This is a genomic window from Pseudoduganella danionis (assembly GCF_009720775.1).
GTDB classification, from domain to species: domain Bacteria; phylum Pseudomonadota; class Gammaproteobacteria; order Burkholderiales; family Burkholderiaceae_D; genus Rugamonas; species Rugamonas danionis.
Window position 1 is genome coordinate 176,183 of record NZ_WNKW01000001.1, and the last position, 22,296, is coordinate 198,478.

General features: G+C 62.0%; 24 protein-coding genes. 14 read left to right on the forward strand and 10 right to left on the reverse strand.

Annotated features, from left to right (window positions below):
• Positions 1-7: 7 nt before the first annotated feature.
• The 8 genes from fba (at position 8) to GM655_RS00865 (ending at position 8,993) form a co-directional block, all read left to right on the forward strand.
• Positions 8-1,072, forward strand: a complete 1,065-nt coding sequence (fba, locus tag GM655_RS00830; protein WP_155432758.1) for a class II fructose-bisphosphate aldolase — start codon at positions 8-10, stop codon at positions 1,070-1,072.
• A 117-nt stretch (positions 1,073-1,189) separates the two neighbouring features.
• Positions 1,190-2,086 carry a phosphoribosylaminoimidazolesuccinocarboxamide synthase gene (locus GM655_RS00835; RefSeq protein ID WP_155432759.1) on the forward strand — a complete coding sequence of 299 codons (897 nt, stop codon included), beginning with the start codon at positions 1,190-1,192 and terminating at the stop codon, positions 2,084-2,086.
• Position 2,087: 1 nt separating this feature from the next.
• On the forward strand, positions 2,088-2,591 hold the full coding sequence (gene purE, locus GM655_RS00840) for a 5-(carboxyamino)imidazole ribonucleotide mutase (protein WP_155432760.1): 504 nt from the start codon (positions 2,088-2,090) through the stop codon (positions 2,589-2,591).
• A gap of 46 nt (positions 2,592-2,637) precedes the next feature.
• A complete protein-coding gene (locus tag GM655_RS00845; protein WP_155432761.1) occupies positions 2,638-3,852 on the forward strand; it encodes a 5-(carboxyamino)imidazole ribonucleotide synthase in 1,215 nt (404 codons plus the stop codon).
• Positions 3,849-4,946 carry an L-threonylcarbamoyladenylate synthase gene (locus GM655_RS00850; protein ID WP_371866670.1) on the forward strand — a complete coding sequence of 366 codons (1,098 nt, stop codon included), beginning with the start codon at positions 3,849-3,851 and terminating at the stop codon, positions 4,944-4,946. Before GM655_RS00845 ends, GM655_RS00850 begins: the two co-directional genes overlap by 4 nt.
• A 140-nt stretch (positions 4,947-5,086) precedes the next feature.
• Complete coding sequence (locus tag GM655_RS00855) at positions 5,087-6,679, forward strand: lipase family protein (RefSeq protein WP_155432762.1); 1,593 nt, start codon at positions 5,087-5,089, stop codon at positions 6,677-6,679.
• Positions 6,680-6,863: 184 nt separating this feature from the next.
• Positions 6,864-8,240, forward strand: a complete 1,377-nt coding sequence (locus tag GM655_RS00860) for an SGNH/GDSL hydrolase family protein (RefSeq protein ID WP_155432763.1) — start codon at positions 6,864-6,866, stop codon at positions 8,238-8,240.
• Positions 8,241-8,312: 72 nt separating this feature from the next.
• The gene (locus GM655_RS00865; RefSeq protein WP_155432764.1) at positions 8,313-8,993 is read left to right on the forward strand and encodes an OmpW/AlkL family protein; all 681 of its coding nucleotides are present in this window, start codon (positions 8,313-8,315) and stop codon (positions 8,991-8,993) included.
• Between the two features lie 111 nt (positions 8,994-9,104).
• On the opposite strand, the gene GM655_RS00870 is transcribed toward GM655_RS00865, so the two are convergent.
• Positions 9,105-10,289, reverse strand: coding sequence for an acyl-CoA dehydrogenase (locus GM655_RS00870; RefSeq protein ID WP_155432765.1), 1,185 nt, complete (start codon positions 10,287-10,289; stop codon positions 9,105-9,107).
• An 89-nt stretch (positions 10,290-10,378) separates the two neighbouring features.
• On the reverse strand, positions 10,379-10,882 hold the full coding sequence (locus GM655_RS00875; RefSeq protein WP_155432766.1) for a flavin reductase family protein: 504 nt from the start codon (positions 10,880-10,882) through the stop codon (positions 10,379-10,381).
• A 153-nt stretch (positions 10,883-11,035) separates the two neighbouring features.
• Here GM655_RS00875 and GM655_RS00880 point away from each other — a divergent pair, with 153 nt between their 5' ends.
• The 3 genes from GM655_RS00880 (at position 11,036) to msrA (ending at position 12,459) form a co-directional block, all read left to right on the forward strand.
• Positions 11,036-11,464, forward strand: a complete 429-nt coding sequence (locus tag GM655_RS00880; protein WP_155432767.1) for a MerR family transcriptional regulator — start codon at positions 11,036-11,038, stop codon at positions 11,462-11,464.
• On the forward strand, positions 11,400-11,825 hold the full coding sequence (locus GM655_RS00885) for a carboxymuconolactone decarboxylase family protein (RefSeq protein WP_155432768.1): 426 nt from the start codon (positions 11,400-11,402) through the stop codon (positions 11,823-11,825). The genes GM655_RS00880 and GM655_RS00885 overlap by 65 nt, the downstream gene beginning before the upstream one ends.
• A 112-nt stretch (positions 11,826-11,937) precedes the next feature.
• Positions 11,938-12,459 carry a peptide-methionine (S)-S-oxide reductase MsrA gene (gene msrA / locus GM655_RS00890; RefSeq protein ID WP_155432769.1) on the forward strand — a complete coding sequence of 174 codons (522 nt, stop codon included), beginning with the start codon at positions 11,938-11,940 and terminating at the stop codon, positions 12,457-12,459.
• 9 nt (positions 12,460-12,468) lie between these two features.
• Here the strand turns inward: msrA and GM655_RS00895 are convergent, their stop codons facing one another.
• Both GM655_RS00895 and pdxH read right to left on the reverse strand, forming a co-directional pair.
• On the reverse strand, positions 12,469-13,740 hold the full coding sequence (locus GM655_RS00895) for a class I SAM-dependent methyltransferase (protein ID WP_155432770.1): 1,272 nt from the start codon (positions 13,738-13,740) through the stop codon (positions 12,469-12,471).
• A gap of 67 nt (positions 13,741-13,807) precedes the next feature.
• Entirely contained in the window at positions 13,808-15,043 is a 1,236-nt protein-coding gene (pdxH, locus tag GM655_RS00900) for a pyridoxamine 5'-phosphate oxidase (RefSeq protein ID WP_155432771.1), read from the reverse strand.
• A 73-nt stretch (positions 15,044-15,116) separates the two neighbouring features.
• Here pdxH and GM655_RS00905 point away from each other — a divergent pair, with 73 nt between their 5' ends.
• The 3 genes from GM655_RS00905 to cysK all read left to right on the forward strand — a co-directional run bounded on the left by GM655_RS00905 (position 15,117) and on the right by cysK (position 17,550).
• Positions 15,117-15,965 carry a tRNA threonylcarbamoyladenosine dehydratase gene (locus GM655_RS00905; protein WP_155432772.1) on the forward strand — a complete coding sequence of 283 codons (849 nt, stop codon included), beginning with the start codon at positions 15,117-15,119 and terminating at the stop codon, positions 15,963-15,965.
• An 89-nt stretch (positions 15,966-16,054) separates the two neighbouring features.
• The gene (locus tag GM655_RS00910) at positions 16,055-16,549 is read left to right on the forward strand and encodes an FKBP-type peptidyl-prolyl cis-trans isomerase (protein WP_155432773.1); all 495 of its coding nucleotides are present in this window, start codon (positions 16,055-16,057) and stop codon (positions 16,547-16,549) included.
• Between the two features lie 68 nt (positions 16,550-16,617).
• On the forward strand, positions 16,618-17,550 hold the full coding sequence (cysK, locus tag GM655_RS00915; RefSeq protein WP_155432774.1) for a cysteine synthase A: 933 nt from the start codon (positions 16,618-16,620) through the stop codon (positions 17,548-17,550).
• On the opposite strand, the gene GM655_RS00920 is transcribed toward cysK, so the two are convergent.
• From GM655_RS00920 to GM655_RS00945, 6 genes are all read right to left on the reverse strand, one after another.
• Positions 17,547-18,623, reverse strand: coding sequence for a cation diffusion facilitator family transporter (locus GM655_RS00920; protein WP_155432775.1), 1,077 nt, complete (start codon positions 18,621-18,623; stop codon positions 17,547-17,549). The genes cysK and GM655_RS00920 overlap by 4 nt on opposite strands.
• The gene (locus tag GM655_RS00925) at positions 18,620-18,946 is read right to left on the reverse strand and encodes an ArsR/SmtB family transcription factor (protein ID WP_155432776.1); all 327 of its coding nucleotides are present in this window, start codon (positions 18,944-18,946) and stop codon (positions 18,620-18,622) included. Before GM655_RS00925 ends, GM655_RS00920 begins: the two co-directional genes overlap by 4 nt.
• Before the next feature lie 69 nt (positions 18,947-19,015).
• Positions 19,016-19,423 carry a hypothetical protein gene (locus GM655_RS00930; protein ID WP_155432777.1) on the reverse strand — a complete coding sequence of 136 codons (408 nt, stop codon included), beginning with the start codon at positions 19,421-19,423 and terminating at the stop codon, positions 19,016-19,018.
• A gap of 21 nt (positions 19,424-19,444) precedes the next feature.
• Complete coding sequence (locus GM655_RS00935) at positions 19,445-20,605, reverse strand: porin family protein (protein ID WP_155432778.1); 1,161 nt, start codon at positions 20,603-20,605, stop codon at positions 19,445-19,447.
• A gap of 275 nt (positions 20,606-20,880) precedes the next feature.
• Entirely contained in the window at positions 20,881-21,492 is a 612-nt protein-coding gene (locus tag GM655_RS00940; RefSeq protein ID WP_155432779.1) for a hypothetical protein, read from the reverse strand.
• Positions 21,493-21,498: 6 nt separating this feature from the next.
• Positions 21,499-22,227 carry a P-loop NTPase family protein gene (locus GM655_RS00945; RefSeq protein WP_155432780.1) on the reverse strand — a complete coding sequence of 243 codons (729 nt, stop codon included), beginning with the start codon at positions 22,225-22,227 and terminating at the stop codon, positions 21,499-21,501.
• Positions 22,228-22,296: the final 69 nt, after the last annotated feature.

The window sequence follows — 22,296 nt, forward strand, 5'->3', positions numbered from 1 at the left end:
TATTACCATGTCCCTCGTATCCATGCGTCAACTGCTGGACCATGCTGCTGAAAACGGCTATGGCATCCCTGCTTTCAACGTCAACAATCTGGAACAAGTGCAGGCCATCATGGCTGCGGCCGATGCGCTGAACGCGCCGGTCATCATGCAGGCGTCCGCTGGCGCCCGTAAATATGCTGGCGAAGCTTTCCTGCGCCATCTGATCGACGCCGCTGTCGAAGCCTATCCGCACATCCCTGTGGTGATGCACCAGGATCACGGCCAGTCGCCAGCCGTGTGCCAGGCCGCGATCCGCTCCGGCTTCACTTCGGTGATGATGGACGGCTCGCTGGAAGCCGACGGCAAATCGGTGGCTTCCTACGAATACAACGTGGAAGTATCGAAAGAAGTCGTGAAGTTCTCGCACGCTATCGGCGTGACGGTGGAAGCGGAACTGGGCGTATTGGGTTCGCTGGAAACCATGAAGGGCGACAAGGAAGACGGCCACGGCGCCGACGGCACCATGACGCGCGAACAACTGCTGACCGACGTGGCACAAGCTGCCGACTTCGTCCAGCGTACCCAGTGCGACGCGCTGGCCATCGCTATCGGTACTTCGCACGGCGCCTACAAATTCACCCGCAAGCCGACCGGTGACATTCTGGCCATCGACCGCATCAAGGAAATCCACGCGCGCATTCCTAACACCCACCTGGTCATGCACGGCTCCTCGTCGGTGCCGCAGGAACTGCTGGCCATCATCCGCGAATTCGGCGGTGACATGAAGGAAACCTATGGCGTGCCTGTAGAAGAAATCCAGGAAGGCATCCGTCACGGCGTCCGCAAGATCAACATCGATACCGACATCCGTCTGGCCATGACTGCGGCGATCCGCCAGTTCCTGTTCCAGAACCCGTCGAAATTCGACCCGCGCGACTTCCTCAAGCCAGCCCGTGCTGCCGCTGAGCAAATCGTGCGTGCCCGTTTCCAGGCCTTCGGCTGCGAAGGTCAGGCCGGCAAAATCAAGCCGATTCCACTGGAAAAAATGGCACAACGCTACACGGCCGGCGAGCTGGCCCAGATTGTGAAGTAAAATTCTGTTTGGAACGGGTTTATTCCGCCAGGAATGAACCCGACACTGGACCGGCGGCCTCGTTTTCACCCCGCCGGTTTTCGCTTTTCTATACCGCTAGTCTATTCACCCTCCGCTATGAACAGCCTCTATCAGACCTCCATCAAGTCCCTGCCCCTGCTCGGCCACGGCAAAGTCCGCGACAACTACGCTGTCGGCGATGACAAAATCCTCATCGTTACCACTGACCGCCTGTCGGCTTTCGACGTCGTCATGAACGAGCCTATTCCCGGCAAGGGCATGGTGCTGAACCAGATGAGCGATTTCTGGTTCGAAAAACTCGGCCACATCGTGCCTAACCACCTGACCGGCGTAGCACCGGAATCCGTGGTGGCTGCCGACGAAGTGGCGCAGGTCAAAGGCCGCGCGGTAGTGGCCAAGCGTCTGAAACCGATCATGGTGGAAGCGGTCGTACGTGGCTACATCATCGGCTCGGGCTGGAAAGACTATCAGGCCACCGGCAGCATCTGCGGCATCCAGCTGCCAGCCGGTCTGCGTCAGGCCGAGAAACTGCCAGAGCCACTGTTCACCCCTGCGGCCAAAGCCGATCTGGGCGAGCATGACGAGAACATCAGCTTTGCCGAAATGGAAAGCCGCATCGGTGCCGAACTGGCTGCCAAGATGCGCGACGTGAGTATCGCCCTGTACAAGGAGGCTGCCGACTACGCAGCCACGCGCGGCATCATCATCGCTGACACCAAGTTCGAATTCGGCCTCGATGAAAACGGCGTGATGCACCTGATGGACGAAGTGCTGACGGCCGACTCGTCGCGCTTCTGGCCTGCCGATTCCTACGCACCGGACATGTCGCCACCATCGTTCGACAAGCAGTTCGTGCGCGACTATCTGGAAACCCTGACCGACTGGGGCAAGACCGCTCCGGCGCCAGCGCTGCCAGCAGAAGTGATCGAGAAAACCCAGGCCAAGTATTTCGAAGCCATCGAACGCCTGACGGGCGAGAAGCTGAAGGTCTGAGATGAGCGCCATTGAAAACAGCACGCCGCTGGTCGGCGTGATCATGGGTTCGAACTCGGACTGGGACGTAATGCAGCACGCGGTCGCCATTCTGAAACAGTTCGGCGTGCCGTTCGAAGCGCAGGTGATCTCGGCCCACCGTATGCCGGATCAGATGTTCACCTACGCGGAAAACGCCCGTAGCCGCGGCCTGCGCGCCATCATCGCCGGTGCCGGCGGTGCGGCCCACCTGCCGGGCATGGTAGCGGCCAAGACCATCGTGCCGGTACTGGGCGTGCCCGTGCCGTCCAAATACCTGCGTGGCGAAGATTCGCTGCTGTCCATCGTGCAGATGCCGAAAGGCGTGCCGGTATCGACTTTCGCCATCGGCGAAGCCGGTGCCGCCAATGCTGCACTGACGGCGGTGGCGCTGCTGGCCGCGACGGACGAGGCACTGGCGCAGCAACTGCTGGCCTTCCGCGCCAGCCAGACGGCAGCGGCCGAGGCCATGACTTTGCCCCTGTAATTCAGCGCCAGCAAGCGCTGGTCAACGCAATAACGATATAAACGGTATGAGTAATTCGACGTCTTCCCCGCAACAATCCCGCACTCCGGTGCTGCCTGCCGCTAACCCGCCTGCATGGCTGGGCGTGATGGGCGGCGGCCAGCTGGGTCGCATGTTCGCTCAGGCTGCCCAGAGCATGGGCTATCAGGTGGCCGTGCTGGAACCGGCGGCAGCCTGTCCGGCGGGGCAGGTAGCGCAACGACTGATCGAGGCCGGCTACAGCGATGTGGCCGGGCTGGATGCGCTAGCAGCGCAGTGCGCTGCCGTCACCACCGAGTTTGAAAATGTGCCGGCCGACAGCCTGTCGCGGCTGGCGCAGCAAGTGTTTGTGGCACCGAATGCGCATGGCGTATCGGTGGCGCAGGACCGCATTGCCGAAAAACGCTTTTTCGTTGAATGCGCCGAAAAGTCTGGTGTGCTGCCGGCGCCGCACAAGACCATCGCCAGCGAGGCCGATATCGATGCCATCAGCGACGATTTGCTGCCCGGCATCCTGAAAACCGTGCGCATGGGGTACGACGGCAAAGGGCAGGTGCGGGTGCGTTCGCGCGAAGACGTGCGTGCGGCCTTCGCCAGCATGAACGGCGTCACCTGTCTGCTCGAGAAAATGCTGCCGCTGGCCTATGAAGTGTCGGTGCTGACGGCACGTGGCGCCGACGGCGAATCGGTGGTGTATCCGATCGCTGAAAACGTCCATCGCGACGGCATCCTGTTCACCACCACCGTACCCGGTCCCAATGTGTCGGCCGAAAGCGCGCTGAAAGCCCAGCGTGCAGCGCAGGCCATCGTGGCCGAACTCGGTTACGTGGGCGTGCTGTGCATCGAATTCTTCGTGCTGACGGATGGCACGCTGGTGGTCAATGAAATGGCGCCGCGTCCGCACAACAGCGGCCACTATACGATCGACGCCTGCGTCACCAGCCAGTTCGCCCAGCAGGTGCGCGCCATGGCTGGTCTGCCGCTTGGCGATGTGCGCCAGCACTCGCCGGCCGTGATGCTCAACATCCTCGGCGATGTGTGGTTTGAAGGCGATAGCCAGAGCGCGCGCGAGCCGGCCTGGGATCAGGTGCTGGCGCTGCCCGGCGCCTGTCTGCACCTGTACGGCAAGGACGATCCGCGTCGTGCCCGCAAGATGGGCCATCTGACTTTCATCGCGCCTACTTTGGCTCAGGCGCAGCAGCAGTTGCTGGCCGCCTGCGCGATTCTGGGTATTGCGGCGTGAAGTCTGGTCTGACACAGGCGGCAGCGCAATCTGCTGCCGCCGACGCCGCAGCCATCGCCACCGCAGCCGCCGTGCTGGAGCAGGGTGGGCTGGTGGCTTTCCCTACCGAGACCGTGTACGGCCTCGGTGCCGATGCGGAAAACCCGGCCGCCGTTGCGCGCATCTATCAGGCCAAAGGCCGGCCTAACGACCATCCTGTGATCGTGCACGTGGCGCCCGGCGCCGAGCTCGATTACTGGTGCAGCGACATTCCCGACGCAGCACGCCAGTTGGTACAGGCTTTCTGGCCCGGCCCACTGACGCTGATCATGAAGCGTGCCGCCCATATTCCCGATGCCGTGTCCGGCGGTCAGGATACGGTGGGCATACGCTGCCCGTCCCATCCCGTCGCGATTGCGCTGTTGAGCGCCTTCAAGGGCGGTAAGGGTGGCGTGGCCGCACCGTCGGCCAACAAGTTCGGCAGCGTCAGCCCCACCACGGCCCAGCATGTGCGCGACGAGTTCGGGCTGGATGCCCATGATGAAGGCCCGATGGGCGGTACCACTGATGGCGAAAGCTGTGACGGCGCGCTGCTCAGCGTGGTGTTGGAAGGCGGCTCGAGTGCGGTTGGCATCGAATCGACCATCGTCGATCTGTCGCGCCTGGCCACGCACGGCCCCGTGCTGCTGCGTCCCGGCCATATCACGGCCCAGCAGATAGCCGACGTGATCGGCATGCTGCCGGCCGCGCCCGATCAGGCCGCGCCGCGCGCATCGGGCACGCTGGAATCGCACTATGCGCCACGCACGCCCGTCACCATGCTGGATAGCGCCGCGCTGACCAGCACGCTGGCACAGTTGCAAGCGCGTGGCGTGCAGGTGGCCGTGATCAGCCACACGCTGCCCGCCTGCGGCCATGCCCAGCGCCACATGCCGGCCACGGCGGCAGCCTATGCCTATGGCCTATATGCTGCGCTGCGCGACATGGACCAGACTGCATGCGACCTGATACTGGTGGAAACCCCGCCGCAGGACGATCAGTGGCTGGGCGTGAACGACCGCCTGCGCCGCGCCGTGCATGGCTCGGCCGGCGTGATCGCGCGTTTGCTGGCTTAATTTCCTCTCCTGGGACCAGCGGCTCGATGGTCCGCTGGGCTTGCTTTCCTGCTAAGATCGAGTTGCCGCCGGTCACAGAGTCTGCCCGGCCATCCGACATATTGGCAGGGCTAGGCCCTGCATCTTGCGAGGACTAGCCTATGGATACCCAACGCAGTATTTCCTTCTCCTTGACGACGGCGGGCCGCCGGTCTGGCCTGCGCCGCAGCGGTGCGCTGACACTGTGCGCCACACTGGCGGCCGCGCTGAGCGGCTGCGGCGGCGGCACGGCCAACCAGGCAGGCGGCCCCGTGGTGGTGCCGCCGCCTGCGACCCAGATGCGCGGCCAGCCCATAGGCGGCGCTACCTTGGTACCGGCGGCCGTGGGCGGTTTTACCGTCAACACGGTGCAGCCGGCCCAGATGAAGGCGCTGGTCGAATCCAGCGTCAGCTATGGTGCTGCCGTCACGGGCACGCCCACCTGCGCCGTCACCACCTACACGCTGCGCTACCACACGCTCGATGGCAAGGCCGCCGATACGCAGGCCAGCACGGCCATCATGGTGCCATCCGGTACCGATGCGGCCTGCCAGGGCGGCCGTCCCGTGCTGCTGTATGCGCACGGCACGTCCGTTCTCAAGAGCAGCGACATGGCCGACCTGACGGCGACCGAAACCCGTACCGTGGCCGCCATGTTTGCGGCCCAGGGCTATATCGTGGTGGCGCCCAACTATGCCGGTTACGCCGGCTCCACGCTGGACTACCATCCCTACCTCGACGCTAATCAGCAGTCCGCCGACATGATCGATGCGCTGCGCGCTGCACGCAACGTGTTTGCCAGCATAGGCGCGACGCCATCGAGCCGCCTAATGGTGAGCGGTTACTCGCAGGGCGGCTTCGTGGCCATGGCCACCCAGCGCGCCATGCAGCGCGATTACGCGGGCGAATTCAAGGTCACGGCAGCGGCGCCGTTGTCGGGCCCGTATGCGCTGCTGCAGTTCGGTGACACCATCTTCAACGGCGCGCCCAGCGTGGGTTCTAGCGGTTTCATGCCCATGTTGCTGACGGCAGGCCAGCGTGCCGGGGCGGGGCTGTATAGCAGCCTGACGGAGATCTACGAAGCCAAATATGCCGGCGGCATCGATACGCTGCTGCCGGGCAGCCTGAGTCTGGGCGCGCTGGTCACGGCCGGCAAGCTGCCCAACGACGTGCTGTTCGATGCGAGTTCGCTGCCGCAGGCAAATGGCTACGGCCGTTTCTTTGGCGCCGATCATCTGCTGCGCACGACATTCCGCGACAGCTACTTGAGCGATCTCAAAGCTCAGCCGTGTAACGCCAGCAATAATGCACCGCTGAACTGTGCACCCACGCATGCTTTGCGCAAGTGGCTGCTGTGGAATGATCTGCGCACCTACACGCCGACCGTAGCGCTGTTCCTGTGCGGCGGCAATCAGGATCCGGTAGTGCCATTCGCTAACACGGATGCGGCAGCCGCGTATTTCCGTGCGAATAATATCGGCGCGGGCCTGCTCAGCGTGCTCGACCTCGATGATTCTTCGCTGCTGGCCGATAACCGCGCCGTGCGTACGGAATTCGCGCTGGCCAAGCAGTTGCTGAAGCTGTCGGTAACGGAAAAAGGTGGTAGCAATGCGCAAGCCAATCAGGCAGTGCAGGACAGCTATCACGCGGGTCTGGTAGCACCGTTCTGTCTGCGCGAAGCACGCAAATTCTTCGACGCTGCACCAGCACGGTGAATGGTGCTTAGCAGCATATGCTCGCTGCAAAAAAAGCGGCGAGCAAGCGTTCTTTTTTGGGCACAAACGGCGCGTTTTTACAGTGCATCTCTATACAATGGCTGATAAGGCTGGCATATTATTCAAGTTGCGAATAGCACAACCGTTCGTATCACACCATAAAAGAATTTTTCTAGGAGACAACATGCGTCATACCAAATTAGCATTGGCGGCAGCAGCCCTGGCCATACTGGCAGGTTGCGGCGGCACCGACCCTACGCCCGGCGCGCAAGTTCTGAAGAAGCAGTACAGCGCACAAGTTTCGTTTGGTGACAGCCTGTCCGACGTTGGCTCCTACGCAGTAGGCACCGTCGCGGCATTGAAAGGCGGTAAGTTCACCATCAATGGCGACAACACTGCCGTCAATCCTGCGCTGACCGGTAAAAACTGGACCGAGCTGATGGCTGCCCAATTGGGCCTGCCAGCACCATGCCCGGCCGTGACGGGTCTCGATGGCGATGCCAGCAAAGGTTTCTCCGTACCGCAAGTGGCCCACGCTGGCTGCCTGGGTTACGCCACCGGCGGTTCGCGTGTGACCAACCCGGTTGGTCCCGGCAACAAGCTGGCTGGCAGCGCACTCGGTGCGCTGACGATACCCGTGGCGACGCAGATTGCCAACCACCTGAAAATCTCGGGCGGCAAGTTCAAGGGTGACGAAATGGTGTTCGTCATGGCCGGTGGTAATGACGTACTGTTCAATCTGTCGGCACTGAGCGCCGCCGCGACGGCCGCTGGTACGGCCGCGGGTGGCACGGCTTATGTGACCAGCCTGGTAGGCCAGCTCGCTGCCGGCGCCACCAGCCCGCAGACGGCCGCTGCCGCCATTGGTCTGGCCGCCCAGACGGAAGCTGCCCGCAGCGGCAGCACCCAGACCAGTATCACCCAAGTGGCCATCGGCGCTGCTGCTGTGCAGCCCGGCAATTCGGCCGTTGCATCGCCAGCCGTGTATGGCCCGATGGTGACCAAGGCCACGGCCGACGCCACCGCTGCCGGAGCCAAAGCCGGTGCTGACTACGCGGCTGCGCATGGCCAGGACCTGGTCGCTGCAATGGCGCAGGCCGGCAACGAGCTGGTGGCACTGGTGAAGAACCAGTTGATCGCCAACGGTGCCAACTACGTTACCGTGAACAATCTGCCTGACGTGGCCACTACGCCAGCCGGCCTGTCCAAAGATGCATCCACCCGTGCCCTCATCAACGCCATGGTGGCGGCCTTTAATGGTGCGCTGAACGCCGGTCTGGCCTCGGAATCTAAAGTGCTGATCGTTGACGTGTTTGCTGTCAGCCATGACCAGGCTACCAATCCCGGCCCTTACGGCCTGACGGTGGTGAACGAAACCGCCTGCGATCTGAGCGCAGCCAAGAACCCGCTGGGTACGGCACTGACCTGCAACGGCGGCAACCTGAAAACGGGCGATGTGAGCCACTACTCGTTCGCCGATGACGTGCACCCGACCCCGTTCAACAACCTGCTGCTGGCCCGCTACGTGGCCGAGAAAATGGTTGTTAAGGGCTGGCTGTAATTCAGTCGTCGCCGGCCGCTGCCCGGGACAGGTAGCGGCCCGACTTACATCACAAAAAATTCTGGAGACGATATGAAGAACACCTTGAAACTGCTGGCGCTGGCCGCCGCGATGTCGCTGGCGACGGCTGCCTCGGCACAACAGACTGCCGGTACCTGGCTGGGTACGCTGGGCATCAACAAGATCACCCCGAAAGTCGATTCGGGCGATGTGTCGGCCCCGGCGCTGCCGGGCACCAAGGCCGATGTGGGCACGGACAGCAAACCGCGCTTTGCCATCGCCTACATGCTGACGGATAACGTATCGGCCGAGGTCGATCTGGGTCTGCCGTACAAGCACGACCTGCTGGGCGCGGGCGCGATCGAAGGCACGGGCAAGCTGGGCACGGCACAAGTGCTGCCGCCTACCGCTTTTGTGCAATACCGCTTCCTGCCAGCAAATGCCGTGTTCCGTCCTTACGTGGGTCTGGGCCTGACCTATGCCGTGTTCCAGAAGGAAACCGGCTCGGCCCAGATGACGGCGCTGCTCAACACGGGCGGTGCTGGCACCACCTACAAGCTCGACGACAAACTGGCGCTGAGCTATCAGATCGGCGGCACGGTACGCATCAATGACAAATGGTTCATCGACGCCACCGTGATCAAGACCAAGCTCAAAACCAAGGTCAGCTTCTCGACCGGCCAGACCCAGGATGTCCGGCTCGATCCGCTGGCCGTCAGTGTCAGCGTAGGCTATAACTTCAAAGGCTTCTAAATCGGGGTCAGGTCTGTCATTCGGACATCCGGCATGGACGTTTGACAGATCTCAAGCAGGCATAAAAAAAGCGGAGCTGAAATCAGCTCCGCTTTTTCATTGTAGCCAGTATTACTGGAAGGCCTGGATGCCGGTCTGGGCGCGGCCCAGTATCAGGGCGTGGATGTCATGCGTCCCTTCGTAGGTATTCACCACTTCCAGATTCACCATGTGACGGATGATGCCGAACTCGTCGGAAATGCCGTTACCGCCCAGCATATCGCGCGCTACGCGGGCGATATCCAGCGATTTACCGCACGAGTTACGCTTCATCATCGAGGTGATTTCCACCGCCGCCGTGCCCGCATCTTTCATGCGGCCCAATTGCAAGCAGCCTTGCAGGCCCAGCGTGATTTCCGTCTGCATATCGGCCAGCTTCTTCTGGATCAGCTGGTTGGCTGCCAGCGGACGGCCGAACTGGTGGCGGTCCAGCACGTACTGGCGTGCCGTATGCCAGCAGCTTTCGGCCGCACCCAGTGCGCCCCAGGCGATGCCATAGCGGGCCGAGTTGAGGCAGGTGAACGGACCTTTCAGGCCGCGCACATCAGGGAAAGCGTTTTCTTCCGGCACGAACACATTGTCCATCACGATTTCACCCGTGATGGAAGCGCGCAGGCCGAACTTGCCGTGAATGGCAGGCGCGCTCAGGCCGTCCATGCCTTTTTCCAGCACGAAGCCGCGGATCGCGCCTTCATCGTCCTTGGCCCAGACCACGAACACGTCGGCCACCGGCGAGTTGGTGATCCACATTTTTGCGCCCGTCAGCGCATAGCCGCCCGGCACTTTGCGTGCGCGCGTGACCATGGAGCCGGGATCGGAACCGTGGTTGGGTTCGGTCAGGCCGAAGCAGCCTATCCATTCGCCCGTGGCCAGCTTGGGCAGGTATTTCTGTTTTTGGGCTTCCGTGCCGAACTCGTAGATAGGCACCATCACCAGCGAGGATTGCACGCTCATCATCGAGCGGTAGCCGGAATCGACGCGCTCGACTTCACGCGCGATCAGGCCATAGGCCACGTAGTTGAGGCCGGGGCCGCCGTACTGTTCCGGAATGGTGGGGCCGAGCAGGCCCAGTTCGCCCATTTCGCGGAAGATGGAAGTGTCCATCTGTTCGTGGCGGAATGCTTCGAGGATGCGTGGCGCCAGCTTGTCCTGACAGTAGGCAGCGGCAGCATCGCGCACCATGCGTTCTTCTTCGGTCAGTTGCTGGTCCAGCAGCAGGGGATCATCCCAGTGGAACTGGGCACGGGCTTGGCTCATGTGTGGTCTCTCATTATGGTGAATGCTACAAGCATTCTATGCCGCCCATGACGTGCCGGCTTTCCAAATGGCGACACCAATTTCCGTTTTTACCCCAGATTGCCGAACTGGCCGCCATGGAAGATCAGCGGCGGGCTGGGCGAGAACTCGCAGAGTTCCACTTCGCCTACGAAAATCACGTGGTCGCCTTCCGGATAGCGGCTGCGGTTATGGCACTCGAACCAGGCGGACGCGCCTTTCAATATCGGGTGTCCCGTGCGCGACAGTTCATATTCCACTCCGTCCCACGGGTTGATGCCGCGGGTAGCAAAACGGGTGGCCAGATGGGCCTGATCGGCCGCCAGCACATTAATGACGTAGTGCGAATTGCCCGTGAAGATGGGCATGCTGTTGGCAGTATTGGCCAGACTCCACAGCACCAGCGGCGGTTCCAGCGAAACGGAATTGAAGGAACTGGCCGTGAGCCCGCGGAAAGTGCCATCAGCCAGACGCGTGGTAATCACGGTCACGCCGGTGGCAAACTGGCCCAGCGCCTGACGGAAATGGCGCGTATCGAAGCTGGGCGCGGGGGAACGTGGGGAAACTGTATTCATGGAAAGCCTGTATTTTTCCCACATTATGCCAAAAATTAAGGCAGTCCACTGGAAGTGGCGATTTTCTGGCCGCTGGAAAACGGCTGCTTGCGCACGCTTGACTTAGAGTGCACTCTAAGGCGCAGTATGGTGTTCATCCTGTATGGAGGCGGAATGAAGATAGGCGAACTGGCGCAGCGCAGCGGTCTCACGGCCCATACGTTGCGCTATTACGAAAAGATAGGCCTGCTGTCCTATGCCAGCCGCGATGCGGGCGGCCAGCGCCGCTACGACGATAGCGTGCTGCTGTGGCTGGGGTTTATCGGCCGGCTCAAAGCGTCGGGTATGCCGCTGCAGACGATTTTGCAGTATGCCGCCCTGCGTGAAGCGGGGCCGGCCACGGAAGCCCAGCGGCTGCAGTTGCTGAGCGAGCACCGCCTTCAGGTACAGGCCAGACTGGCCCAGTTGCAGGACTGTTTGCAGATGCTGGACCAGAAAATTCTCGGCTACACCAACTCTAAGCAAAGGATGCCACTCTATGACCAAGCCCTGCCTCTCCGCCAGCAACGACCGCCGCCTAAGAGGCCAGCAAAAGCTGGCTGAAATCGATGGCGCTGCCGGCCAGAAGGTGATCGATGCACTGGCCGGTATCGCGCCCGACTTTGCCGACTACCTGTTCGAATTCCCGTTTGGCGATATTTACTCGCGCCCCGGCCTCGATCTGCGTGCGCGCGAAATTGCCACCATCGCTGCCCTGACGGCCATGGGCAATGCGACGCCGCAACTGAAAGTGCATATCGAAGCCGGTCTGAATGTGGGCTTGCAGCGCGCCGAGATCGTCGAGATTCTCATGCAGATGTCGGTCTATGCCGGCTTCCCCGCGGCCTTGAACGGCCTGTTCGCGGCCAAAGAAGTGTTCGCCCACCATCAGCCCGCGTCAGCAGCGAGCGGGATGCCGGCCTAGCGGCAGTAGGCTGTGCGGTGATTTCTGCTATATTTCCCTGATAGACGCCGGAAGGTTCTGCGCACCGGCGTGTATAAGGAGAAAAGTCGTGGAAAATCAACAGCATAGTGAAATGGAAACCGCCGTTCTCGGCGGCGGTTGCTTCTGGTGTCTGGAAGCCGTATTCGAACGTCTGCGCGGGGTGGCTGAAGTGGAATCGGGCTACACGGGCGGGCCGTTACCCAACCCCAGCTACGAGCAGGTCTGCACGGGCGAGACGGGCCATGCGGAAGTGGTACGCCTGCGTTTCGACCCGGCCGTGATCAGCTTCCGCGATCTGCTGGAAATCTTCTTCACCCTGCATGACCCCACCACGCTGAACCGGCAAGGCAATGACGTGGGTACCCAGTACCGCTCGGTGATCTATTACCAGACGCCTGAACAGGAAGCCACGGCGCGTGAAGTGATCGCCCAGATGGCCGGCGTGTGGGATGCGCCCATCGTCACGGAACTGGCGGCACCGCAGCCGTATTTCCGCGCCGAGGACTACCACCAACACTATTTCGAGCAGCACCCGCTGCAGAGCTACTGCGCTTTCGTGGTGGCGCCCAAAGTGGCCAAGCTGCGCAGCCTGTACGCGGCACGCCTCAAGTAAGGGCAGGCCTCAGGCCAGACCGGACGCGGCCGCCGTGTACATATAGCGGCGCGACCACGGCAGCGTGCTGGCCGGCTGGCCGGCCTTGCGTGCCACGATCTGGTACAGGCTGATCCAGTCCTGCTCGAAAGCATAGCTGGAACCGGCCAGATACACTTGCCAGATACGGAAGCGTTTTTCCCCTGCCAGCGCTTTGAGCCGGCCGGCCGCCGCTTCGAAGTTATCGCTCCAGTGGGCGCAGGTACGCGCGTAATGGCGGCGCAGATTTTCCACATCGAACACTTCTAGCTGGCCTTGCTGCATGCATTTCAGCACATGGCCGATATGGGCCAGTTCGCCCTGAGGGAAGACATACTGTTCGATGAAATCGCCACCGCCATACGGCGACTGGCCATTGGCCGGATCGCTGCTGGTGATGCCGTGGTTCATGACGATGCCGTCCTCGGCCAGCAGCCGCGCCACCGTGGCAAAATACTCCGGCAGATGGCGCACGCCCACGTGTTCGAACATGCCCACGTTGGTGATGCGATCGAACTGGCCCTGCACGTCGCGGTAGTCCTGCAGCCGGATCTCCACCAGATGCTCGAGCCCGGCCGCGCGCACGCGCTGGCGCGCCAGTGCATACTGCTGTTCCGACAGCGTCACGCCCACGCAGCGCGCCTGAAAACGCTGGGCCGCACGGATCACCAGCGCGCCCCAGCCGCAACCGATATCGAGCAGACGCTGATGCGGCTGCAGGGCGATCTTGCGCAGGATGTGGTCTATCTTCTGCTGCTGGGCCGTGGCCAGATCCTCATGGCCCTGTTCGAAATAGGCGCAGGAATACACCAGCTGCGGATCGAGGAATGCGGCATAGAACTCGTTCGACACATCGTAGTGGTAGTGGATTGCGTCCGCATCGCCGCGTTTGCTGTGGCGCCAGTTGCGCACCACGCGCGCATAGCGGCCTTCGGCCTTGAGGGTATTGCGCGCGAGCGCCGTGACGATGTCTATCATGTCGCGCGCCGCGCCTTGTACTTCGATGCGGCCCTCGACGTAGGCGCTGCCCAGGCTGGCCAGCGAAGGGCGCAGCAGATAGCTGGCTGCTGCCATGCTGGGCACGCGGATGGTCACGCGCGGCGGCTGAGCCGAAAAATCGATGCGCTGGCCATCCCAGAGTTCGATGCGCAGCGGTAGTGCCAGTTGCTGGCGGATCGCGTTGCTCCATGCGCCCAGGCGGGCCGCGAGGCGGGCACCCAGACTGAAATGCAGGCCCAGATATGGCGTGTGACGCTTCCCCATGCAGTACCTCCGTGCAAAAAAAAAGACCACCGCAATCGATGGTCTTGGCCGGGGCGGGGCGCTGCGCTCAGGGCTGCAGACGTTCCCGGGTCCAGCTGCCATCAGCCTGCTTGCAGTACACGATACGGTCGTGGAAGCGCGAACGGCGGCCCTGCCAGAACTCGATGCGGACCGGGTCGAGGCGGTAGCCGCCCCAGTGTTCCGGCCGCACGGGCTGTTCGCCGCTGGCTGCTGCGACGGCATCGTAATTCGCTTCCAGCTGTGCGCGATTGGCGATCGGCTCGCTCTGTTTGGACGCGATGGCACCGATCTGGCTTTTCACGGGACGGCTGTAGAAATACTTGTCGCTTTCTTCGCGCGACGTTTTCGTCACCGTGCCTTCGATACGGACTTGCCGTTCCAGTTCGCTCCAGAAGAATAGCAGCGCAGCGTGCGGGGTGTCGCGCAGTTGCTGGCCCTTCTGGCTGTCGTAGTTGGTGTACCAGGTAAAGCCGCGCTGGTCGTACTGCTTGATCAGCACGATGCGCGAGCTGGGCCGGCCTTCCGTATCCACCGTGGCCAGACTCATGGCATTCGGTTCATTGACCTTGGCGTGCATGGCTTCCTCGAACCATTTGCCGAACTGGGCAATCGGATCGGCCAGCACATCGTCTTCCGTCAGGCTGGCGCGGCCATAATCGAGGCGGATATCGGCCAGCACCACGCCATTCGCTACCGTGTTACTGACCGGTACCTGATGCTGTTCCGGCACCTGGCTTTGCGGCAGCGCCGGCTTGATGCCGCGCCGCGCCTGCATGGCGCTGCCCAGCTGCTCCATCTGCTCGTGGCTGAACAGCCGCTTGGCCATGGGCGCGATATTGGTTTCTTCCACTGCCATGTGGCTGGTGTAGCGGTCGATGAAGCGCTGCACGGCAGCCCCATCGAGGCTGGACGACAGGCCCTGGGCGATCTGCTCGAGCTGGCCATTCATCTGCTGCCATTCCAGTTCCATCTGCTGGTGGTCGGCCAGTATGCCGGGGATGATCTGCTCCAGCTGCACGGCGTCGGCGTCGCGCGCCGTGGCCTGCAGCATGGGCATCAGGTTCTCTTCTTCATCTTCGTGGTGCAGGGCGGCAGCGTGGTTGAAATACTTCTGCACGGCTTGCGCAGCCTTGCGCGCATCGGCATCGGCACCATGCTTGGGCAGGTGGTCCTGTAGCTTCTGCAGGGTTTCCAGCTGCTTGCGGATGCGGTCGTGGCAGTGCTTGAGCACGGCGATAGGCTGGTTGAAATCGGGGGCGGTATCGAACAGGTGGTGGCTCATGGCTGGCGGCTCGGACTAGGTGAGAAAATCATTCTAGAATATTTTTTAAGGCGGCGTCCGTTAAAATGGCGGGATGAATGCTGATAACCCTACCTCTTTCGAGGAAATAGATTTCGAACGCCGCTTCGGCGGCATCGCCCGTCTCTATGGCGCGGCGGCACTGGCCCGCTTCCGTAGCGCCCATGTCTGCGTGGTCGGCACGGGCGGCGTGGGCTCGTGGGCGGTGGAAGCGCTGGCGCGCAGCGCCATCGGCCAGCTGACGCTAATTGATCTGGATAATGTTGCCGAATCTAACATCAATCGCCAGATCCAGGCGCTCAGCAGCACGGTGGGCAAAGCCAAGGTCACGGCGCTGGCCGAGCGCATCGCCGAGATCAATCCCTACTGCGTGGTGCACCAGATCGAAGAATTCGTCACGGTGGAAAATGTGCCCGAGATGCTGGGGCAGGGCCGTTACGATTACGTCATCGATGCCACCGACAGCGTCAAGGACAAGGCTGCCATGATAGCCTGGTGCCGCCAGCAGCAGATCCCCATGGTGATCATCGGCAGCGCCGGCGGCAAGACTGACCCGACCGAGATCGCCATCCGCGATCTGGCGCGCACGGAGCAGGAGCCGTTGCTGAAAATGGTGCGCAAGACCTTGCGCAACAAATATGGCTACCCGCGCGGCGAGAAGCATAAATTCCATGTCGATGCAGTGTTTTCCATGGAACGCATCAGTATGCCCGAGCAGGCCGAATGCGCCATCGACGACGGCACCAGCGGCGGCGTGACGGGCTTGAACTGCGCCGGCTTTGGCTCGGCCATGGTGGTCACGGCCACCTTCGGCATGGTAGCGGCCAGCCACGCCTTGCGCCACCTGGCGCAGCAGGTACAGTGCAGCGAAGCCGAGACCGCAAGCAGCGCACTGTCTGCCTGAAAAGTGTGCCCGGGCTGGCAGTTTTGCTATCATGTGCGCGCTGGCAGGGGGAGACCTGCTAACACTTGATTTGAGAGAGAGACGAAACCATGCAGCGTAGTTCCATTTTTGCGGCCGTGCTGTGCGCACTGGCCACCAGCGTCGCCCAGGCGCAAGCACCTAGTACGCCTGTCACGCCGGCCGAAGTGCCGGCACCGCCAGCGATGGTGGTCGGTTCGGCCACCCCGGGCCCGGCAGCCGAACAGCTGATCGTAACCGATACCAAAATCGGCACGGGTCGCGAAGCGACCACCGGCAGCACCGTGTATATGCACTACTCGGGCTGGCTGTACCGTCCGCTGGCCAAGAATATGCACGGCAAACTGTTCGATTCTTCCGTGGGCCGCGAACCGCTTGATTTCACACTCGGCGCGGGCCGCGTGATCAAGGGCTGGGATCAGGGCATCCAGGGCATGCGCGTAGGCGGCAAGCGTACGCTGATCATTCCATCGGATCTGGCCTATGGCTCGCGTGCTGCACCGGGTGGCAATATTCCGCCGAATTCGGCGCTGATCTTCGACGTCGAACTGGTCGACGTCAAATAATCTGGACGCTACCGGAGCGGGGATAGTCGGTGTAGACTGGCTGACATCCCCTCACACCGGAGCTGTCCATGAAAATTGCCAATAACGTTACCGAACTCATAGGCCGTACCCCGCTGGTACGCCTGAACCGCCTCAACGTCGGTAGCACCGCCCAGATACTGGCCAAGCTGGAATTCTTCAATCCTGCCCACAGCGTTAAAGACCGCATCGGTCTGGCCATGATAGAAGCGGCCGAAGCGGCAGGACTGATCCGTCCCGATACCATCATCCTCGAGCCCACCAGCGGCAACACGGGGATCGCGCTGGCCATGGTGTGCGCCGCGCGCGGCTACCGCTGCACGCTGGTGATGCCGGAAACCATGAGCCGCGAACGCCGCATGCTGCTGCGTGCCTATGGCGCCGAACTGGTGCTCACGCCCGGCAGCGAAGGCATGCTCGGTGCCATCGCCAAGGCCGAACAACTGGCCGCTGGCGATAGCCGCTACCTGATCCCGCAGCAGTTCAACAATCCCGCCAATCCCGACGTGCACCGCCGTACCACGGCGGAAGAAATCTGGGCCGATACCGATGGCCGCGTCGACATTCTGGTAGCGGGCGTGGGCACGGGCGGCACCATTACCGGCGTGGGCGAAGTGCTGAAACAGCGCAAGCCCGGCTTCCGCTGCGTGGCGGTGGAACCGGCTGCGTCGCCCATGCTGTCGCAGGGCACCAAGGGCCCGCATCCGATACAGGGCATAGGCGCAGGCTTTGTGCCGGCCGTGCTGAACACGGAAGTGTATGACGAAGTGGTGACGGTACGTAACGAAGATGCCTTCGAGACGGCCCAGCAGGCCGCCCGTCAGGAAGGCTTGCTGGTGGGGATATCGGCCGGTGCCGCGCTGTGGGCGGCCGTGCAGGTGGCGCGCCGTCCCGAGAATGCGGACAAGATCATCGTCACCGTGATTCCGTCGTTCGGTGAGCGCTATCTGAGCACGCCGCTGTACGCCGGTCTGGCCGACTAGACGGCGTGCTTGCCCGTCTGCAGGCTGCAGCTGGCGCTGCTATCGCCCAGCCGCACCTGCAGCGTGGCGTGGTGGATGGAATACTCTTCACGCAACTGGCGGCTGATGGCATCGAGGGCCGCGTCGCCGGGGTGACCTTGCGGCGTCACCAGTTGTACCGTCAGCGCCGTTTCCGTCGTGCTCATGGCCCAGATGTGCAGATCCTGCACGGCGCTCACGCCCGGCTGGGCGCCAAGGAAGGCGGCGATCTCTTCCCCTTCGATATGGTCCGGTACGGCAGCCATGACCATGCGCAGCGACTGTTTCAGCAGCGCCCAGGTGCTGTACACGATGAAGCCCACGATCAGCATACTGACCAGCGGGTCCAGCCAGTTCCAGCCTGTGTACATGACGATCACGCCAGCCACCAGCACGCCCAGCGAAATGGCGGCATCGGCCGCCATGTGCAGATAGGCGCCGCGGATATTCACATCGTCCTTGCTGCCGGCCATGAACAGCCAGGCCGAGAAACCATTGATCAATATGCCCACACCGGCCACGACTGAAACAGTCAGGCCGCCCACCGGATCGGGGTGGATTAGCTGCTGCACGGCTTCCCAGGCAATGCCGCCGCAAGCGGCCATCAACAGCATGGCGTTGAACAGGGCGGCCAGCATGGAACTGCTGCGCAGGCCGTAGGTATAGCGGCCGTTAGGCAGGCGTTTGGCCAATATGGCGGCACCCCATGCCAGCATCAGGCCCAGCACATCGGACAGATTGTGGCCGGCATCGGCCATCAGCGCCGTGGAGTTGGCCAGAAAACCGTAGCCGAATTCGATGGCGACAAATACCGAGTTGAGCACGATGGCGATGGCAAACGCCCGGCCCATGGTGTTGGGATCGCCGTGATGATGGTGGTGGCCATGATCATGACCGTGTCCGTGGCTATGGCCGTGGCTGCAGCCGCTGCCGCCGTGCGTGTGGGGCGTTTTGCCGCCCTGAGCTGCCGGCGCGTTGCCGTGCTGCTGCCCGTGCTCATGGGCGTGCTCATGGGCGTGATCATGCTCGTGCTCGTGCTCGTGGTGGTGGCTCATGCCTCGCTCCCGTTCGCTGGTTCGGCGATATGTTCCAGCATATCGTTGAGGACGCCGCTGATGTGGGCATCGGCGGCAGAATAGAACACCTGCTTGCCCTGGCGCTCGGATTTGACGATGCGGGCAGCGCGCAGCAGGCGCAAATGGTGGCTGACCAGCGAACTGCTCAGCTCTAGCGAACTGGCGATACCGCTGACGGCGATGGGCGCGTCCAGGCAGGCCAGCACGATGCGCAGGCGGGTCGGATCACCGAGTAAATGGAAAAGGTCGGCCAGTTGGGCGATGGCGGGATCGCAGCTGGCATGGTCGTGTTGGCAGTTCATAAAACTAACAAATGAATAGATGTTCACATGTTAGCAGAAAAAAGATGCAGCCGCGAGGGCTGCATCGTTTTACGGCAGGGTTAGCAGAACTTTGACCGTGTCATCCACCGAGGCTTTGTTGATATAGCCGATGGCGCTAGGGTCGGCCACCACGGCTTTTTTCACAGCCGCATCGGAAGCGTAGGCCTTGGGCGCCGTGCCCTTGCCGGCGAATTCGATCTTGGCCCACATGGCCTCCACTTGCGAGACGGATTTGTTGGACAGCTTCTGGTAGAACTCCTTGCGGATAGGCGATTCCTTGCCCTGTTCGATAGGCGTGAACTGGTTGGACTGGCCCAGGAAGAACTGGGCTGCCTGTTCGGAAAACATGCGCGAGGCCTGATTGGCCGTGCTGGTGATAACGACGATTTCGGCACTGGCCGGCACGGCCAGCGAGATGGCACCACACAGGGCCAGCAGGGTGTACAGCTTTTTCATGATGAGCTCCTAGGCGTGGGGTCAGAACAACTGGTCGTAAGAAAGGCGCATGACGGTGACGTTGCCGCCAAAGTTGCGTGTGACGTCCTTGTTGCGGTCGACCTGTGCTTTGAGCGCGCTGCGGATGCCGAGGTCATAGCGCAGCGTGAGCGACCAACGCTGGTAGCTCTGCGGTGCATACATCTGGCTGTTGCTGGTCTTTTCCTTGTAGCTGGCGTAGTTGAGGAAGGGCGTCCAGTCGCCGTAGTGGTAGCCGGCGCCGACGGTGTAGGCCGGGGCCGTGATCTTGTAGCCGCTATCGAAGTCGCGCGTGAGCTGGGTGACTTCCGTCAGCACGAACCAGTTGTCCAGATCGACGTTGGTGGCCAGACCATAGGCGCGCAGCTTGGCCTTGTCGTTCAGGCCGACCAGCGCATTGGTGCTGCGCACGTCGGTCTGCATGTAGACGGCGCGGGCCGTCACGCCGCCCTGACTGGCTTCCAGGTCGGCGCCTACCAGATTATTCCATTCCACCCGGGTTTTGCTGTTGTAGAACAGGCGGTCGTACAGCGCATCTTTGACGGTTTCCTTGCCGCCGAACAGACCGATAGCCAGATTGGTGTCGCCTACCATCGTGCGGTAGCGTACGCTGGCACCGTTGTAGTTGGTGGCTTCCCAGCCATACAGCTCGGGTGGCACGCCTACCCAGGGATAGGACATGCCGATGTCCTGGAAATCGGAATAGAAGTACAGTGGGATGCGCTTGCGGCCCAGCTGGAATTCCCAGTTCTTGGACGGCATATAGCTGGCATAGGCCCATTGCAGATTGGGGCTGGTGTCGCTGCCCCGCACCACTACCTGACCGACCAGATTGAACTGCGGTGTGAGTACATATTTGAGCTGGATGCCGGCGCGCGATTCTGGCCGCAGCGACAGGCTGTCCGTGTACACGCCGGCGTTGCCCCAGTCAGCGGTGTAGCATGGGCAGGCATGGCCATCGATGCTGGTCGGGCCCGCATAGTCGGCCGGCAGGGTGGTGCTGCTGGTGCGGCCAGCGACCAGCGACATGAAGCCACTGATTTTCAGATTCGATTCGTTCTCGTCGGCGCGTGCCTGTGGTGCGCTGATTAATCCCATGCCGGTCGTGAGCACAGCCAGCAAGGTGGTGATGCGACGCGGGTGGTAGGATGCTTTTTTTATCATATTAATCTCCCTGTATCGGTTGAAGAGCCGGCACCACGCGCAGATCGTGCACGCTGAGCCGTTCTGTCTACAACTTAGGTGAGTTTTCCTACGGCAGACTTACTTGCTGCAATTCAGTGGGGTAGATTGTTGTCCTGGTGCAACACAAGAATGACTGCCCAGAGCAAGCGGCTGGCGCTGGCGGACTAGCGTGGTGACGCGGACGGAGAAGGGAATTTGATGTCGCTGCTAGCACGCGGCGAGTGCGTGCTAGCGGCGCTGGCGCTCAGGCCGGACTACTTCGGCAGTTCGGCCTGCAGCTGGGCGCGGGTTTTCGGATCGAGCTTGAGGATGGCTTTTTCCAGTTTCTCGGCACGGTCCAGCGCCAGAATCTGGGCGGGTGTCAGGTCTTTGGCCTGCTGCACGATGGGGGCGGGCAGGGCCGCCGGTTTGAAGAACAGTGCCTGTCCGGCCAGTGCCAGCACAGCGCTGAGCAGGGCCAGTCCCGTGGCGGCCATCAGCAGGCGCTTTTCGCGCCCATCCAGGCTGGCGCTGGCAGGCTCGGTGGTGACACTGGTAGTGCCGCCTGCTGCACCGCTGCCACTAGCCGGCTGGCCGGTGGGGGCAGCGGCGCCATGGGCCGCCGTTTCCGCTTCCGGTGCTTCGTTGGTGGCATCGAGCACCGTGCCCTGGCGCCGCGCTGCGGGCGACTCGGCAGCCAGACCACCTGCTGCACGCGCATGCCGCACCAGTTCGCGCGACGTGCTATCCATCAGCGCCACATGGCGCTGCACGGCCTCTTCCAGTACGGCTTCGTTGAGGGCGACTACGGCGAACACAGGATCATCGATATCGATCTTGACGCCGGTCTTTTCGAACACCAGAGTACGCAGCTTGTGCTGATCCATGGTGGCTTACCACTCCACTTTGTCGAGTTGTTCGAACAGGTCGCGGAACACCACTTTGATGCGCTGCTTTTCCATCAGGTTGAACTTGTCGCTCTCTTTGACTTCGGCTGCCGTCAGGCGCGCCGTATTCATTTTCTTGATGTCGGCACCGAAGGTATCGGCATTGCGCGCCGACAGTACCACCCGGCCTTTGACGCGCGAGGAATTGTCGGCATAGGTCTGCGATTCGGTGAACTGCTTGCCGGCCGCCGACTGCAACAGGCCGAAGTGTTCGTTCTCCCACAGCACCAGCGGCACCTTGGTCGACTTGGCGGTGGAGACAAAACCCATGGCGGTATCGTGCAGGGTGTCGCCGCCGCCCACGATGGTGTGGATATAGACTTTGCGGCCCGATTCTTCCAGCAGCGAGAAGCAGTCGTTTTCGATCAGGTAGCCCATCAGCGGCGAGAAGGTGTTGGCGCCGTTGTCGATCACGCAGTTGCCTTCTTCTTCGAGGATGTCGATCATCAGCGCATCGAAGCGTTTCGGATCGATGGTGCGGCTGTCCGTCATCACCGGCACATGCTTGACGTTCATCGCTTTGTAGCGCGAGAAGGTGGCGTTTTCCTGGTCCGTGTCATAGCAGCGTAAAGGCGTTTCATCTTTGCTGGCAACCCATTGCGCGAGGATGGTGGAGACCAGCGTCTTGCCGATACCGCCTTTGCCCTGAAGGATGAAATGTACCGTGTTTTGCATCGAAATTACTCCTGATTCATTTGGAAACCCGCGCACCGACGCGCCCGAATGCAACGAGAGTAGTGGTTT